Consider the following 13370-nt stretch of genomic DNA (forward strand, 5'->3'; position numbering starts at 1 on the left):
TCGTGTCGATGTCACCCCCATCGAATTCATGTACTAATTTTACCGCACCAGGACCGTCGCGAGAACCCGAATTGTCCTGTATCACTTATATTTTCGCTCGTCATTGAATAAAATCCGATCCATACCGGCCGCCCCAACCAAACACAGACCATGTGGAATTCCACCAATATCCGCCAACGGAAGACTGATCGCCGGCACACCCGCAATAGCGGCAAGGCAAGTCAAATGGAGAGTTCGTACCCGCCGCGATTCCAGCGTTTCCGATACCGCCGTCCGACACGGCTACAGAGCAGCCGTACCAGGCAACACCAGGATCCGATCACTCAACGCGTTGCGAACCAGTTCGGCGGCCCCGCGTATCACTTCCCGTGCCTCCACTGCCCGTTCCGCCGTGATGGACGAAGGTGAACAGGAAACGCTGCGCCACTTCAGGTTCCAGCGCATTCGACGAACGCACGGTCGAACTGATCGAGCGCCGCTCACGGTGAGGGTGGTGGTCGAGGCGCGTCAGTGGCGGCTCTTACCCCGGGCCGTCCTCGTCGTCGAAGTTCATCGGAACGACCCGATGGTCGCCGCAGATACGCTCGATGTTCCACCCGGAACACACTCTGGGGCAGCAGGATTCATCGGCATTCCGTAACGCCGGTTGCGACCTGTCACGCTGTAGGAGAATTCGTCGTCTGGTGCGTCAAGCCGAATCTATGTGCTTGAAATAGTCTGCACGGGGAGGGATTCGGCCGAAGACTACGAAAGGCCGACCGCGACCTCGGTCCGGAAGGTGCGCCGATAGGCCAGTGGCGAGACGCCGATCGCGTCGTGCAGGTGCTGACGCAGGGACGCTCCGGTAGCGAATCCCACCTCGCCGGCGATCCGATCCACCGAAAGCTCTGTGGTCTCCAGCAATTCGCGGGCGCGGAACACCCGCTGCTGGATCAGCCACCGCCCCGGGCTCATGCCCACCTCGTCACGGAAGCGCCGGGCGAAGGTGCGCCCACTCATGCGCGCTCGATCCGCGAGGTCGGCCATGGTGAGCGGCCGGTCGAGATTCTCGAGCGCCCACTGACGTGCGATGGCTGTCCCGGCCGCGGTGGGCGGAGGCACGGGCTGTTCGATGAATTGGGCCTGGCCGCCTTCACGCCAGGGCGGCACGACGCAGCGGCGGGCGACCATATTGGCGACTTCGCTGCCGTGATCGGCGCGAATCAGGTGCAGGCACAGGTCGACTCCGGCGGTGGCGCCGGCGGAGGTGAGGATGTCGCCGTCGTCGACGTACAGGACGTTCGGGTCGACGCGCACTCTCGGGAAGGTGCGCCGGAACCGTTCGGCGAAGTTCCAGTGGGTGGTTGCGGGTCGATCGTCGAGCAGCCCGGCGGCAGCGACGACGATCGCGCCCGTGCAGATGGAAACCAGCCGCGCTCCGGGGCGGATGGTGGCCAGCGCATCCGAAACCGCCTGCGGCAGGCCGCTTTCCAGAATGGGCAGGACATCACAGGGCGGAATCACCACAGTGTCGGCGGTTTTCAGCAGGCTCGCGTCGTGCGCGACCGCGATGTCGAAGTCGGAGCTGCTGCGCACCGGCCGCCCGTCGAGCGAGCAGGTGATCACCTCGTACCGCCCGTCCGAGGTGCCGAACACCCGGTTCGGGATGCCGAGCTCGAACGGGTACACCCCGTCGAGCGCCAGGACGACGACCCGGTGCGGCACGACAACCTCCGATTTCATGGCACGATCCTATCGAATAATGGCAATCGTGCCATTTACCCGCGACTCCCCCGGCGGCAAGCTGAGAGGCATGAGCGAGAAGGACATCACCATCCCCACCACCATGAAGGCCATCGGCCAGGACGTGCTCGGCGGTCCCGAGGTCCTGCACGAGGTGGAACTGCCGGTGCCGCAACCGGGTCCGAGCGAGCTGCTGGTGCGGGTGCGCGCCACCGCACTGAACCCGACCGACTGGGGTCACCGCGCCCGCGCGGGTCTGTTCCTGCCCGCGCCGCCGTTCGTGCTGGGCTGGGATGTCTCCGGCGAGGTGGTGGCGATCGGCGTCGGCGTCACCCTCTTCAAGCCCGGCGACGAGGTCTTCGGCATGCTTCCCTACCCGCACGGGCACGGCGCGGCCGCCGAGTACGTCACCGGTCCCGCCCGGGCCTTCGCCCGCAAGCCCGCCAACCTCGACCACGCCCAGGCCGCCGCGATCCCCCTGGCCGCCCTCACCGCCTACCAGGCCCTGGTGGACACCGCGAATGTGCAAGCCGGACAGCGGGTCCTGATCCACGCGGCCGCCGGCGGCGTCGGCCACTTCGCGGTCCAGATCGCCAAGGCGCGCGGCGCATACGTGATCGGCACCGCCAGCGCAGCCAATCACGACTTCCTGCGCAGCATCGGCGTGGACGAGGTGATCGACTACCGCACCACCGATTTCGCGGTCACGGTCCGCGATATCGACATGGTCCTCGACCCCATCGATGCCGACCACGCCCAACGTTCCCTGCGCACACTGCGCCCCGGCGGCATTCTGGTCTCTCTGCGCGCCAATGGCGGTGACCATTACAAGGCCGACGCCGAGAAGCTCGGCGTGCGTGCCGAAATCCTGCTCGTCGAGGCCGATCACACCGGGATGGAGGCGCTGCGCGAGCTCGCCGAATCCGGCGCGCTGCGACCCACCATCGCGGGGTCTTTCCCGCTCGCCGACGCCGCCAAGGCCCATGCACTCGGCGAGACCCGCCGTACCGTCGGAAAGCTCGTCCTCACCGTCGACTGAAGTCCGGGAAGAACATCGGCCGTGCCCAGAAACGGGCGCGGCCGGTGTCCTCTGTGACAGACGCGTAGTTCCGCCGGCACAAGCCATACCTGGATCTCGAATCAGGCCAAAGGCGGGAACGACCCCGATGGTGTCGCCGACGATCTGTACCAACGTGCCGCCAGGGCGCGCGTCGCGGTGTCGCACAACCGCTTACGACTCGAACAGACCCATCTGCGGCTCGTGACGACGCACCTCGATCGACCCGAAAACCAGGTCCGGCGGCGGCACCAAGCCCAGGTGCTCCCAAGCAGCCGCGGTCGCGATCCGCCCTCGGGGCGTGCGCGCCACCAAACCCGCTCGCACCAGGAACGGTTCGCACACTTCCTCGACAGTGGCTGCTTCCTCGCCCACCGCGACGGCGAGCGTCGACACACCCACCGGCCCGCCGTTGAAGCTGCGGATCAGCGCACTCAGCACCGCGCGGTCCAGCCGGTCGAGACCGAGCGCATCCACGTCGTACACCGCCAGTGCGGCACCGGCGATTTCGCGTGTGACCAGGCCGTCGGCCTTGACCTCCGCGTAGTCGCGCACGCGGCGCAGCAGCCGGTTGGCGATACGCGGCGTGCCCCGGGATCGGCCCGCGATCTCGGCCGCCGCGTCGGACTCCAAGCGCACGCCCAGGATTCGCGCCGAGCGCTCCAGAATCTTCTGCAGCTCTTCGGGTTCGTAGAAGTCCATGTGGCCCGTGAAGCCGAACCGGTCACGCAAGGGCCCGGTCAGCGCGCCGGACCGGGTGGTCGCGCCGACCAGCGTGAACGGCGCGATATCAAGGGGAATCGAGGTGGCGCCCGGGCCTTTGCCGACCACCACGTCGACGCGGAAGTCCTCCATGGCCAGGTACAGCATTTCCTCGGCGGGCCGGGCCATGCGGTGGATCTCGTCGATGAACAGCACATCACCCTCGACCAGATTGCTGAGCATGGCGGCCAGGTCGCCCGCGCGTTCCAGCGCCGGACCCGAGGTGAGCCGCAGCGCGGTACCCAGTTCGCCGGCGATGATCATGGCCATGCTCGTCTTGCCGAGGCCGGGCGGACCGGACAGCAGAACGTGGTCGGGGGTACCGCCGCGCAGTTTCGCGCCGCGCAGCACCAGCGCCAGCTGTTCGCGCACGCGCGGCTGGCCGATGAAGTCGTCGAGCGACTTGGGGCGCAGGCTGGCCTCGATCTCGCCGTCGGACTGCAGATAGCTTGCACTGACGGCGGATTCGGTGTCGTCGAGGTCGTCGAACTCGTCGGTCATGGCGGCCTAGCGATTCTTACCCAGCAGCCCGAGCGCCGTGCGCAGGGCCTGAGAGGTGCCGATGCCGGGTTCGTCGGCCAGCACCGCGTCCACCGCGCCCTCGGCCTGCCGGGCCGGGAAACCCAGCCCGATGAGCGCGTCCACCACCTGCTCGCGCACGGGCGTCACCACGGGCGCGGGCCCGGATCCGGGCGGACCGGACTGCACCGGAACCAGATTCACCTTGTCGCGCAACTCGACCACCATGCGTTCGGCGCCGCGCTTGCCGACACCCGGAACCCGGGTCAGCGCCGCCACGTTCGATTCGGCGAGCGCCTTGCGCAGCGCCTCGGGTTCGAGCACCGCCAGCACCGCCATGGCCAGCTTCGGGCCCACCCCGGACACGGTCTGCAACAGCCCGAACAGCTCCCGCGCCTCGGTGTCGGCGAAGCCGAACAGGGTCATGGAGTCCTCGCGCACGATCATGGTCGTGTAGAGCCGGGCGTCCTCGCCGCGGGCGAGCCCGGCCAGGGTGACCGGGGTGGCGTTGAGCCGGTAGCCGACCCCCGCCGCCTCGATGACCACATGGTCGAGCCCGATCTCGAGCACCTCGCCGCGTACCGACGCGATCACCGCGTTACCGCCTTCCGTTGCTGGGCAAGCCTTTCCTCGTACATGCGCCGTTGCCGCTCGGCCATCGCCTCCGCCTTGGCCATGCGTTCCAGCATGGGTGCGCGCCAGCAGTGGCAGATGGCCAGGGCGAGCGCGTCGGCGGCGTCGGCGGGCTTGGGCGCGACGGCCAGCCCGAGGATACGGGTCACCATGGCGGTCACTTGCGCCTTGTCCGCCGAACCGTTGCCGGTGACCGCCGCCTTCACCTGAGACGGCGTGTGGAAGTGCACCGGGATCCGGCGGCGCGCGGCCGCGAGGGCGATGACGCCGCCGGCCTGTGCTGTCGCCATGGCGGTCCGCACATTGTGCTGGGAGAAGACGCGTTCGATGGCCACGACCTCGGGCCTGTGAGTGTCCATCCAGGTTTCGGCGGCGTCGGCGACCAGCAGAAGCCGTTGCGCCAGCTCCATTTCCGCCGGGGTGCGGATCACGTCGACGGCCAGCATGGAGACCTGCCTCCCCATACTGCCCACGACCATGCTGATGCCGCACCGGGTGAGCCCGGGGTCGACGCCCATCACCCGCACCGAAGCCCCTCTCACCGTGAACGAACAACTGTTCGAGAGTCTAACGGACCCTCGGCGCGACAGTATCCATCGACACGGCCGGTCCCGGTGGGGGCTCGGCGGATTCGGCCGGAATCAAGAACCGCTGGGGGCCGGGGCGGGCCGGCGGCGGCCGCTGTTGTCGACCACGGCAGCGAGATAGTCGATACCCATCTCGTAGCTGGGTTCGAAGGTGCCGGGGTCGGTCACCATCGGCGGCGTGCTCCAGGTGCCGTCGGAGTTCATCGACGGCGTTCCCAGGTGGGTCTGCCCGGGCACCCAGCGTCCGGTGCATCCGGGACGCACGTCCTGGGTGGTATGACTGTTCACCCAGACCGACGTCTCGTAGGTGCCGTTGAATCCCGTGCAGTTCACCCGGACCCGCACCCGGTAGATGTCGTCGGTGTCGTTTCGGCAGCTGTGGTCGCTGCAGGAGACTCCGTCGGCCAGGTCCGTGGCGAAGGCCGCCGGGGCGAGTGCACCGGCGGTGGCGGCGATCAGGGCGGCAGCGCCGAGACCGATGAGCAACCGTTGAGCCATGCGTGAATCAACTCCTATCAACCATCCCGACCCGGGATACAGCCTGTCGCACAAGAGGTTTCACGCACATCGGGGTAAACCCGGAATTCGCCGCTCAGGCACCCTGATTCGCGCCGAGCGCGCCGTCGAAGATGCGGAACGCGTCCGCGCTGAAGAGCACGAACCGCACCTCCCGCACCCGGGTCGCGGTGCCGCGCAGGGTCTCGACGGCGATGCGCGCGCCGTCGTCCATGGGCCAGCCGTACACGCCGGTGGAGATGGCCGGGAACGCCACCGTGGCCGCCCCGAGTTCGTCTGCCACACGCAAGGATTCGCGATAGCAGGAGGCCAGCAGGGCGGAACGGTCCTCGCTCGCCGACCACACGGGACCGACGGTGTGAATCACCCACTGGGCCGGCAGGTTTCCGGCGGTGGTCGCGACCGCCTGCCCGGTCTCGAGGCCGCGCCCGTACTGCGAGGCCCGCAGGGCGCGGCAGGCGGCGAGGATCTCGGGCCCGCCCTTGCGGTGGATGGCGCCGTCCACTCCCCCGCCGCCGAGCAACGAGGAGTTCGCCGCGTTCACCACGGCATCCACCCGCTGTTCGGTGATATCGCCTCGAACGGCAAGCAATTCGACCATGCCGCGATTCTCGCACCCGATGCTCGCCGACCCCGGGAAAAATCACGCGGGCCGCCTCCCGGATCGGGAAGCGGCCCGCGTGATCGGGTATTCGCCCGGCAGAAAGAGCCGGCTCAGGCGTCGAGCTCGGCCAGCACCTCATCGGAGATGTCGATGTTGGTGAAGACGTTCTGCACGTCGTCGCAGTCCTCGAGGGCGTCGACCAGCTTGAACACCTTGCGGGCCAGCTCGGCGTCGGCGGGGACGGAGACCGAGGGCTGGAAGCCGGACTCGGCGGAGGTGTAGTCGATGCCCGCCTCCTGCAGCGCGGTGCGGACCGCGATCATGTCGCCCGGCTCGGAGATGATCTCGAACTCGTCGCCGAGGTCGTTGACCTCTTCGGCGCCCGCGTCCAGCACGGCCATCAGGACGTCGTCCTCGGTCTGGCCGGCCTTCTCCAGCGTCACCACGCCCTTGCGGGAGAACATGTACGACACCGAACCGGGGTCGGCCATATTGCCGCCGTTGCGGGTGACCGCCACGCGGACCTCGCCGGCCGCACGGTTGCGGTTGTCGGTCAGGCACTCGATGAGCACCGCGACACCGCTGGGGCCGTAGCCCTCGTACATGATTGTCTGCCAGTCGGCACCACCGGCTTCTTCGCCGCCACCGCGCTTACGGGCCCGCTCGATGTTGTCCTGCGGCACCGAGTTCTTCTTGGCCTTCTGGATGGCGTCGTAGAGCGTCGGGTTGCCATCCGGGTCACCACCACCGGTGCGCGCCGCGACCTCGATGTTCTTGATCAGCTTGGCGAACAGCTTGCCGCGCTTGGCGTCGAGGGCAGCCTTCTTGTGCTTGGTGGTGGCCCATTTTGAATGGCCGCTCATTCCCTACTTCCTCGCTTCGGGGGTCTGTGTGGTTTCCGACATTCGAGAGTACGTCAGACTCCGGCGCGCGGTCGCACCACGGTATCGACGAACAGCTTGTGCACCCGCAGATCGCCGGTCACTTCCGGGTGGAAGGAGGTGGCGATGACATTGCCCTGCCGCACCGCGACGATGCGCCCGGCCGCCGGGCCCGCGGGCACCCGCGCCAGCACCTCGACGCCGGCCCCGGCCCGCTCCACCCAGGGGGCGCGGATGAAGACCGCCCGGACCGGGCCGTCGTCGAGGCCGGTGAAATCGAGGTCGGCCTCGAAGGAGTCGACCTGGCGGCCGAAGGCATTGCGGCGCACGGTCATATCGATGCCGTACAGGGGCTGCATGTCGGGGCGGGTATCGAGCACCTCCGAGGCCAGCAGGATCATGCCCGCGCAGGAGCCGTAGGCGGGCAGGCCGTCGCGCAGGCGCTGCTTGAGCGGTTCCAGCAGCTCGAAGACTTCCAGCAGCTTGCTGATCGTGGTGGATTCGCCACCCGGGATCACCAGACCGTCGACGGCGGCCAGCTCGGATTCGCGGCGCACGGGCAGCGCCGCCGCTCCGCAAGCTTCCAGCGCGTGCGCGTGTTCGCGCACATCACCCTGCAGGGCCAGCACACCAATCGTCGGTTTCACGCCGTCGAGCATACGTTCGGGGGGTGTTGTGGCCCTGCTCACCCAAGGTGTCAGGGTTTCGTCAGGACGGGCGTCCAAGAGCACTTTCGGGTGAACACTCCGCATGTGACCGATTTGCTTCCGCAAACCTCGCCCGGGCCGCGCGGCGGGGTCGACGCACCGCCGCCCCGGCACGGGCTGACCGTGGCGACCGGGCTGGCCGGGCTCTCGCTCGACGCCATGGCCTCGGTGGCCTATGGGCCCGAGGCCATCGTGCTGGTCCTGGCGGCGGCGGGCACGGCCGGACTCGGCTTCACCCTGCCGGTGACCCTGGCGATCGTGGTGCTGCTGACCGTGCTGACCTTCTCCTACCGGCAGGTCATCGCGGCGTTCCCGAACGGCGGCGGCGCGTACGCGGTGGCCAAGGCGCGGCTGGGGCGGCGCACCAGCCTGGTCGCCGCGGCCTCGCTCATCGTCGACTACGTCCTGAATGTGGCGGTGTCCATCGCCGCGGGCGTGGCGGCGCTGACCTCGGCGTTCCCCTCGCTCTTCCCTTACACGGTGTGGATCTGCCTGGCGGTCCTGGCCGGAATCACCGTATTGAATCTGTACGGAATCCGTGAGAGCGCGCGGGCCTTCATGGCCCCGACCGTGGTGTTCGTGCTCGGTATCTTCGTCGTCATCGTCGCGGGCCTGCTGCGGGCGCAACCGGCCGCGGTCGAAACCGGCGCCGCGGTCGCCGAGAACGCCCGCAATATCGGAATCCTGTTGCTGCTCAAGGCCTTCTCCAGCGGCTGCGCGGCCCTGACCGGTGTCGAGGCGATCGCCAACGCGGTACCGAGCTTCGCGCAGCCCAGGGTCGAGCGGGCGCAGCGGGCCGAGGTGGCGCTGGGTGCGCTGCTGGGCCTCATGCTCGTCGGGCTGGCCACGCTGATCGGGAAGTTCTCGATCCACCCGATCGAAGGCGCCACCATCCTGTCGCAGCTGACCGAGGCGGCGCTGGGCCACGGAATCGCCTACTACATCGTGCAATTCGCGACCGTGATCCTGCTGGCGCTGGCGGCCAACACCTCCTACGGCGGCCTGCCGACACTGACCAAGATCCTGGCCGACGACAATTCGCTGCCACACCGGTTCGCGGTGCGTTCACAGCGGCAGGTGTACCGCTTCGGCGTGCTCGCCCTGGGCGTCTCGTCGGCGGTGCTGCTGGCCGCGTCCGACGGCGAGATGAACGCCCTGGTGCCGCTGTTCGCGATCGGCGTGTTCGTGGGCTTCACCATCGCCCAGGCCGGCATGGTCCGGCACTGGCCGGCGGTCCGGACCAAGGGCTGGCGGTGGCGGGTGGCGCTGAACGGGTTCGGCGCGGTGCTCACCTTGGTGGCGCTGATCGTCACCACCGCAATGAAATTCGCCGAGGGCGCGTGGCTGATCGTGGTGGTGCTGCCGCTGCTGGTGGTGGCCATGGAGCGGATCCGCACGATCTACGCCCGTATCGACGGCTGCCGCGGCGTGGGGTGCGTGCCCGCCGAGCCGAAGGCCACCGAGACCGCGATCGTGGTGCCGGTGTCGGAGGTGTCGGAGCTGAGCCGGGAGGCGCTGTCGGCGGCCATGTCGCTGGGCCGGGACGTGACCGCGGTGCACGTGTGCCTGCCGGGCGAGAACATCACCGTCTTCACCAAGGAGTGGGAGACCTGGCACCCGGACGTGCGCCTGGTGCTGCTCGAGGACGGCGATTCGACGGTCGGGGGCCCGGTGGCGCGTTATGTCGCCGACCATTTCACCGGCCGCCGCAAGGTGGTGGTGATCGCCGAGGTCGAGCCGCCCGCGGGCTGGAATCACGTGCTGCCCAGCCATCGCAGTGACGAGCTGGAGCGGGTGCTGCGCAAGATGACCGACACCGTGGTGTGTCACCTGCGGGTGCAGATCGCCTGATCCCGGAAACACTAGCGCGCCACCGTAATTCACCGGCGGCGCGCTCGATTGGTTTGCGGCTCAGGCGGTTCCGGCCGGGTAGGACTCGGCCTGCGCGTCACGGAAGGTGCGGGTCAGCCCCTCCTGAATGACCACCGCCACCAGTTCCCCGGCCTGATTCCAGATCCGCCCGCCGGTCAGCGCACGGCCCGCGCCCGCCGACGGCGACTGCTGGTCGTAGAGCAGCCAGTCGTCGGCGCGGAACGGGCGCAGGAACCACATGGCGTGGTCGAGCGAGGCGTTCTGCGTGGGCTCATCGGGGTGGATGACCTTGGACGAGCCGAGCAGCGTCATATCGCTCATGTACGCCAGGGTGCAGACGTGGAACAGCGGATCGTCGGGCAGCGGGTGCCGGTAGCGGAACCACACCTGCTGCTGGGCGGCGAGACCGTCGCGGCGGTCCACCTCGTCCTGCGGGATGGTGCGGATATCCCAGTGCTCCCATTCGCGCATGAGCCACAGCCGTTCGGGGCTCATGGCCTCCTTGGCGTCCGACAGATCAGACGCCGCGGGCACCGCCGGCATCCTGTCCTGATGCTCGGGACCCTCGTCGCCGACATGGAAGGAGGCCGACATGGTGAAGATGGCCTCGCCGTTCTGCACTCCGGTGACTCTGCGCGTGCAGAAGGAGCGGCCTTCGCGGATGCGGTCCACCTGGTAGACGGTGGGTCGCTCCGGATTGCCCGGCCGCAGGAAATACCCGTGCAGCGAGTGCACCTGATAGTGCGGATCCACCGTGCGCACCGCCGCCACCAGCGCCTGCCCCGCTACCTGCCCGCCGAATGTGCGTGGCAGCTGCGTCTTGGTGGACGCACCACGGAAGATGTCGCGTTCGAGTTGCTCTATTTCGAGCGCCTCTTCGATCGTCGCCATGCACCCGTCCCTTCGCGTTTGTCCCGCTCAGGCTAACAACCGCCTAAAACTATCGAATCATTCACGATCGTTTCTGCTACGATAGTTCTTATGAGCTGGAAGCGCCGGACCCTCCTCGCTGTGAGTTGTGTTGCCGCACTGGTGCTGTCGGCCGGCGGATGGGTGATCGTCCAGCACGACTTCGGTTTTCGCGCGGAGCGGGTCACCATCACCGGCGGTACCCAGCCGCTGCAGGGCGCGCTGGCATTGCACCGCACGGGTGTACCGGGATTCGGTGCCGTCGAACCTGCTGACGGTCCCGGACGTTCCCGGACGCCTCGCACAACATCGTGAAGTTCGATCTGGATAGGCCCGACAGCGCGTGGTCCTACCTGGTCGCGCTCTTCGCACCCCGATCCCTGTACGCCCCAGGCTATCTCGATGCTCTGCGTCGGTACGCCGACCAGCCGGACCACTGATTCAGGAGTACGTCATGAGAGTTCTAGCCCTGGGCGCGGCGGGCGCGATGGGCGCGGCCGCCGTCGAGACGGCCGCCGGGCTGCTGGGTGTCGAGCAGATCGTAATCGCCGATCGCGACGGTGCCGCCGCCGCGGCGGTGGCCCGCCGATTCGCCGACGCCCGGGTCCCGGTCACCGCACGCACACTCGATGTCACCGACGCGGCCGCGCTGCGCGGGGCGCTCTCGCGGGCCGATCTGGTGCTCAATACCGTTGGCCCCTACTACCGTTTCGGCCGCGCCGTCCTGCGGGCGGCCATCGACACCGGCACGCACTATCTCGACATCTGCGACGACTGGGAGCCGACGGTCGACATGCTCGGATCGGATCAGGAGGCTCGGGACGCCGGGGTGTGCGCGGTGGTGGGGATGGGCGCGAGCCCCGGCATCAGCAACCTGCTCGCGGCGCTGGCCGCCGACGAACTCGACACCGTCCTCGACGCGTATACGGCCTGGCCGGTGGATGTTCCGGGCGCGGGCGCCGACGACGCGCTGCTGACCGATGGACGGCCGACGGCGGCGGCCGTGCACTGGATGCAGCAGAGCAGCGGCACCATCTCCGCGGTGGCGGCGGGCCGACTGGTCGCGCAGCGGCCGCTGCGGGCGGTCGAGCTCACCCTGCCCGGGGGCCGGCGCGGGACCGCGTACACGATCGGCCATCCCGAGCCGATCACCCTGCAGCGCAGCCTGAATCCGACCGGCGACGCCGCCAACCTGATGGTGGTGACGCCGTGGACGCTGGCCTACCTGGAGATGCTGCGCCGCGATATCGACGCCGGGCTGCTCACCAACGAGGCGGCCGCCGAGGAGCTGGCCAGCCCGTCGCTGGGGCGGATGGTCCGGTCGGTGCCGACGGCGATGCGGACCCGGGGTCCCGGCAATTTGCCACCCTTCTTCGCCGCGCTGTCCGGCACCCGGGACGGGCGCGAGTACCGGGTGCTCGCCCACCTGAGCCCCGAGGAGACGGGCGGAGTCCGTATGCTGTTCGGCGATATGGCGCGGGCCACCGGGATCCCCTTGGCGCTGGGCATGTCCCAGGTCATCGACGGCAGCGCCCGCCGGCCGGGCGTGCATCCGCCGGAGGCGGTCATCGACGCGCGGCGGTTCTTCGCCGACCTGGGCCGGGAATTCGGCGGCAGCGCGGCGCCGGTCGTCATCGAACGGGAGCCCGGTGGCATCACGGCCGGCCGGGTGGAGCGAGGAGTGACCAGTGGATGATCCGGTTGCGGCCACCGAGATTCCGACCCGGACGCTCGTGGAGAGCATGATCCGCGAGGACGCCACCATCGACGCGGGCGAACTCTACGATGTCGCCACGGCGCTGGGGATGAGCGATCAGCAGGTGCGGCTGTGCATCAAAAGGCTGGTGGCCGAAGGCCGATTCACGCACGAGGGGCGCGGGCGCAAAGCGATACTGCGCGCCACCGCGGACACCCGGGGCAGCACCCTCGAACCCGACCTGGAGTATTTGCGGTTCACCTACGCCCAGGATCGCGGGGAGGTGACGTGGGACGGCAATTGGCATCTGGCGGCCTTCGCGGTGCCGGAGGCCAATCGGCAGGCGCGTGACGCCATGCGTGAGGCCATCATGTTCCACGGCGGCGCGCCGATCCAGGGCGGACTGTACGTGTCGCCGCACGCGTGGGAGGACCGGATCCGTTCCCTGGCAGGCACACTCGGCATCGACGGGCAGCTCACCCTGATGACCACCGCTGAGCTGTCGGTCGGGGGGATCACCGCGGGAACCGAACTCGCGGCGCGACTGTGGCCGCTGGATCGGCTGGCCGCCGGGCACGAGCGGCTGCTCGCGACCGCCGAGCGCACGCTGTCGGCGCTGCGCACCGCGGATTCGACCGAACAGCTGTCGCTGGCGATCACGGTGGCCGCCGAATTCGATCGAGCGCTCGCCGGCGATCCGCTGCTGCCGCCCGAGCTGCTCCCCCAACCCTGGATCGGGGTGACCGCCCGCGCCGCGGTCGCCCGATGCTGGGCGGCGCTGAATGCCGTTCCCCTGCCGCCGATTCGACTGTTCCGCTGGCACACCGACGTGGTCGCCGAGATCACCGCCCCCACCGGTACCCGGGATTAGACCGACAGCACATCATCCCCCGGCCCGGCTGTCA

Annotated in this window: 14 protein-coding genes; 5 read left to right on the forward strand and 9 right to left on the reverse strand. The window is 68.8% G+C overall.

The window, feature by feature from the left end:
- Window positions 1-744: 744 nt before the first annotated feature.
- On the reverse strand, window positions 745-1722 hold the full coding sequence (locus tag ON33_RS12685; protein ID WP_040858736.1) for a GlxA family transcriptional regulator: 978 nt from the start codon (window positions 1720-1722) through the stop codon (window positions 745-747).
- Between the two features lie 70 nt (window positions 1723-1792).
- Between ON33_RS12685 and ON33_RS12690 the strand changes: the two genes are divergently transcribed.
- On the forward strand, window positions 1793-2761 hold the full coding sequence (locus ON33_RS12690; protein WP_245550503.1) for an NADP-dependent oxidoreductase: 969 nt from the start codon (window positions 1793-1795) through the stop codon (window positions 2759-2761).
- A 192-nt stretch (window positions 2762-2953) separates the two neighbouring features.
- Here ON33_RS12690 and ruvB read toward each other — a convergent pair whose 3' ends face one another.
- The 7 genes from ruvB to pdxT form a co-directional block, all read right to left on the reverse strand.
- Window positions 2954-4042: a Holliday junction branch migration DNA helicase RuvB gene (ruvB, locus tag ON33_RS12695; protein ID WP_040858737.1), complete on the reverse strand. Its 1089-nt coding sequence runs from the start codon at window positions 4040-4042 to the stop codon at window positions 2954-2956.
- 6 nt (window positions 4043-4048) lie between these two features.
- Window positions 4049-4654: a Holliday junction branch migration protein RuvA gene (gene ruvA, locus ON33_RS12700; RefSeq protein ID WP_040858738.1), complete on the reverse strand. Its 606-nt coding sequence runs from the start codon at window positions 4652-4654 to the stop codon at window positions 4049-4051.
- On the reverse strand, window positions 4651-5220 hold the full coding sequence (gene ruvC, locus ON33_RS12705) for a crossover junction endodeoxyribonuclease RuvC (RefSeq protein ID WP_040858739.1): 570 nt from the start codon (window positions 5218-5220) through the stop codon (window positions 4651-4653). The genes ruvA and ruvC overlap by 4 nt, the downstream gene beginning before the upstream one ends.
- Before the next feature lie 114 nt (window positions 5221-5334).
- The gene (locus tag ON33_RS12710) at window positions 5335-5778 is read right to left on the reverse strand and encodes a hypothetical protein (protein ID WP_040858740.1); all 444 of its coding nucleotides are present in this window, start codon (window positions 5776-5778) and stop codon (window positions 5335-5337) included.
- A 94-nt stretch (window positions 5779-5872) separates the two neighbouring features.
- Entirely contained in the window at window positions 5873-6397 is a 525-nt protein-coding gene (locus ON33_RS12715) for an O-acetyl-ADP-ribose deacetylase (RefSeq protein ID WP_040858741.1), read from the reverse strand.
- 113 nt (window positions 6398-6510) lie between these two features.
- Window positions 6511-7263, reverse strand: a complete 753-nt coding sequence (locus tag ON33_RS12720; protein ID WP_040858742.1) for a YebC/PmpR family DNA-binding transcriptional regulator — start codon at window positions 7261-7263, stop codon at window positions 6511-6513.
- Window positions 7264-7316: 53 nt separating this feature from the next.
- Entirely contained in the window at window positions 7317-7940 is a 624-nt protein-coding gene (gene pdxT, locus ON33_RS12725; RefSeq protein WP_040858743.1) for a pyridoxal 5'-phosphate synthase glutaminase subunit PdxT, read from the reverse strand.
- 207 nt (window positions 7941-8147) lie between these two features.
- Between pdxT and ON33_RS12730 the strand changes: the two genes are divergently transcribed.
- Window positions 8148-9839, forward strand: coding sequence for an APC family permease (locus ON33_RS12730; protein WP_040859134.1), 1692 nt, complete (start codon window positions 8148-8150; stop codon window positions 9837-9839).
- A gap of 60 nt (window positions 9840-9899) precedes the next feature.
- On the opposite strand, the gene ON33_RS12735 is transcribed toward ON33_RS12730, so the two are convergent.
- Complete coding sequence (locus ON33_RS12735; protein WP_040858744.1) at window positions 9900-10751, reverse strand: acyl-CoA thioesterase; 852 nt, start codon at window positions 10749-10751, stop codon at window positions 9900-9902.
- A 90-nt stretch (window positions 10752-10841) separates the two neighbouring features.
- Between ON33_RS12735 and ON33_RS12740 the strand changes: the two genes are divergently transcribed.
- The 3 genes from ON33_RS12740 (at window position 10842) to ON33_RS12750 (ending at window position 13336) form a co-directional block, all read left to right on the forward strand.
- Window positions 10842-11084 (forward strand): hypothetical protein, encoded by a 243-nt coding sequence (locus ON33_RS12740; protein ID WP_040858745.1) that lies wholly within the window; start codon window positions 10842-10844, stop codon window positions 11082-11084.
- 139 nt (window positions 11085-11223) lie between these two features.
- A complete protein-coding gene (locus tag ON33_RS12745; RefSeq protein WP_051152007.1) occupies window positions 11224-12465 on the forward strand; it encodes a saccharopine dehydrogenase family protein in 1242 nt (413 codons plus the stop codon).
- A gap of 46 nt (window positions 12466-12511) precedes the next feature.
- Window positions 12512-13336, forward strand: coding sequence for a PaaX family transcriptional regulator C-terminal domain-containing protein (locus ON33_RS12750; protein WP_051152158.1), 825 nt, complete (start codon window positions 12512-12514; stop codon window positions 13334-13336).
- The last annotated feature ends 34 nt before the right edge of the window (window positions 13337-13370 follow it).

The organism is Nocardia niigatensis NBRC 100131, from assembly GCF_000308655.1.
Lineage (GTDB): Bacteria > Actinomycetota > Actinomycetes > Mycobacteriales > Mycobacteriaceae > Nocardia > Nocardia niigatensis.

Coding starts and splice junctions, on each gene's coding strand:
- ON33_RS12685 (WP_040858736.1), bottom strand. CDS start 1,722: ATGAAATCGGAGGTTGTCGTGCCGCACCGGGTCGTCGTCCTGGCGCTC.
- ON33_RS12735 (WP_040858744.1), bottom strand. CDS start 10,751: ATGGCGACGATCGAAGAGGCGCTCGAAATAGAGCAACTCGAACGCGAC.
- ON33_RS12710 (WP_040858740.1), bottom strand. CDS start 5,778: ATGGCTCAACGGTTGCTCATCGGTCTCGGCGCTGCCGCCCTGATCGCC.
- ON33_RS12715 (WP_040858741.1), bottom strand. CDS start 6,397: ATGGTCGAATTGCTTGCCGTTCGAGGCGATATCACCGAACAGCGGGTG.
- pdxT (WP_040858743.1), bottom strand. CDS start 7,940: ATGCTCGACGGCGTGAAACCGACGATTGGTGTGCTGGCCCTGCAGGGT.
- ON33_RS12720 (WP_040858742.1), bottom strand. CDS start 7,263: ATGAGCGGCCATTCAAAATGGGCCACCACCAAGCACAAGAAGGCTGCC.
- ON33_RS12745 (WP_051152007.1), top strand. CDS start 11,224: ATGAGAGTTCTAGCCCTGGGCGCGGCGGGCGCGATGGGCGCGGCCGCC.
- ON33_RS12750 (WP_051152158.1), top strand. CDS start 12,512: ATGATCCGCGAGGACGCCACCATCGACGCGGGCGAACTCTACGATGTC.
- ON33_RS12740 (WP_040858745.1), top strand. CDS start 10,842: ATGAGCTGGAAGCGCCGGACCCTCCTCGCTGTGAGTTGTGTTGCCGCA.
- ON33_RS12690 (WP_245550503.1), top strand. CDS start 1,793: ATGAGCGAGAAGGACATCACCATCCCCACCACCATGAAGGCCATCGGC.
- ruvB (WP_040858737.1), bottom strand. CDS start 4,042: ATGACCGACGAGTTCGACGACCTCGACGACACCGAATCCGCCGTCAGT.
- ON33_RS12730 (WP_040859134.1), top strand. CDS start 8,148: ATGGCCTCGGTGGCCTATGGGCCCGAGGCCATCGTGCTGGTCCTGGCG.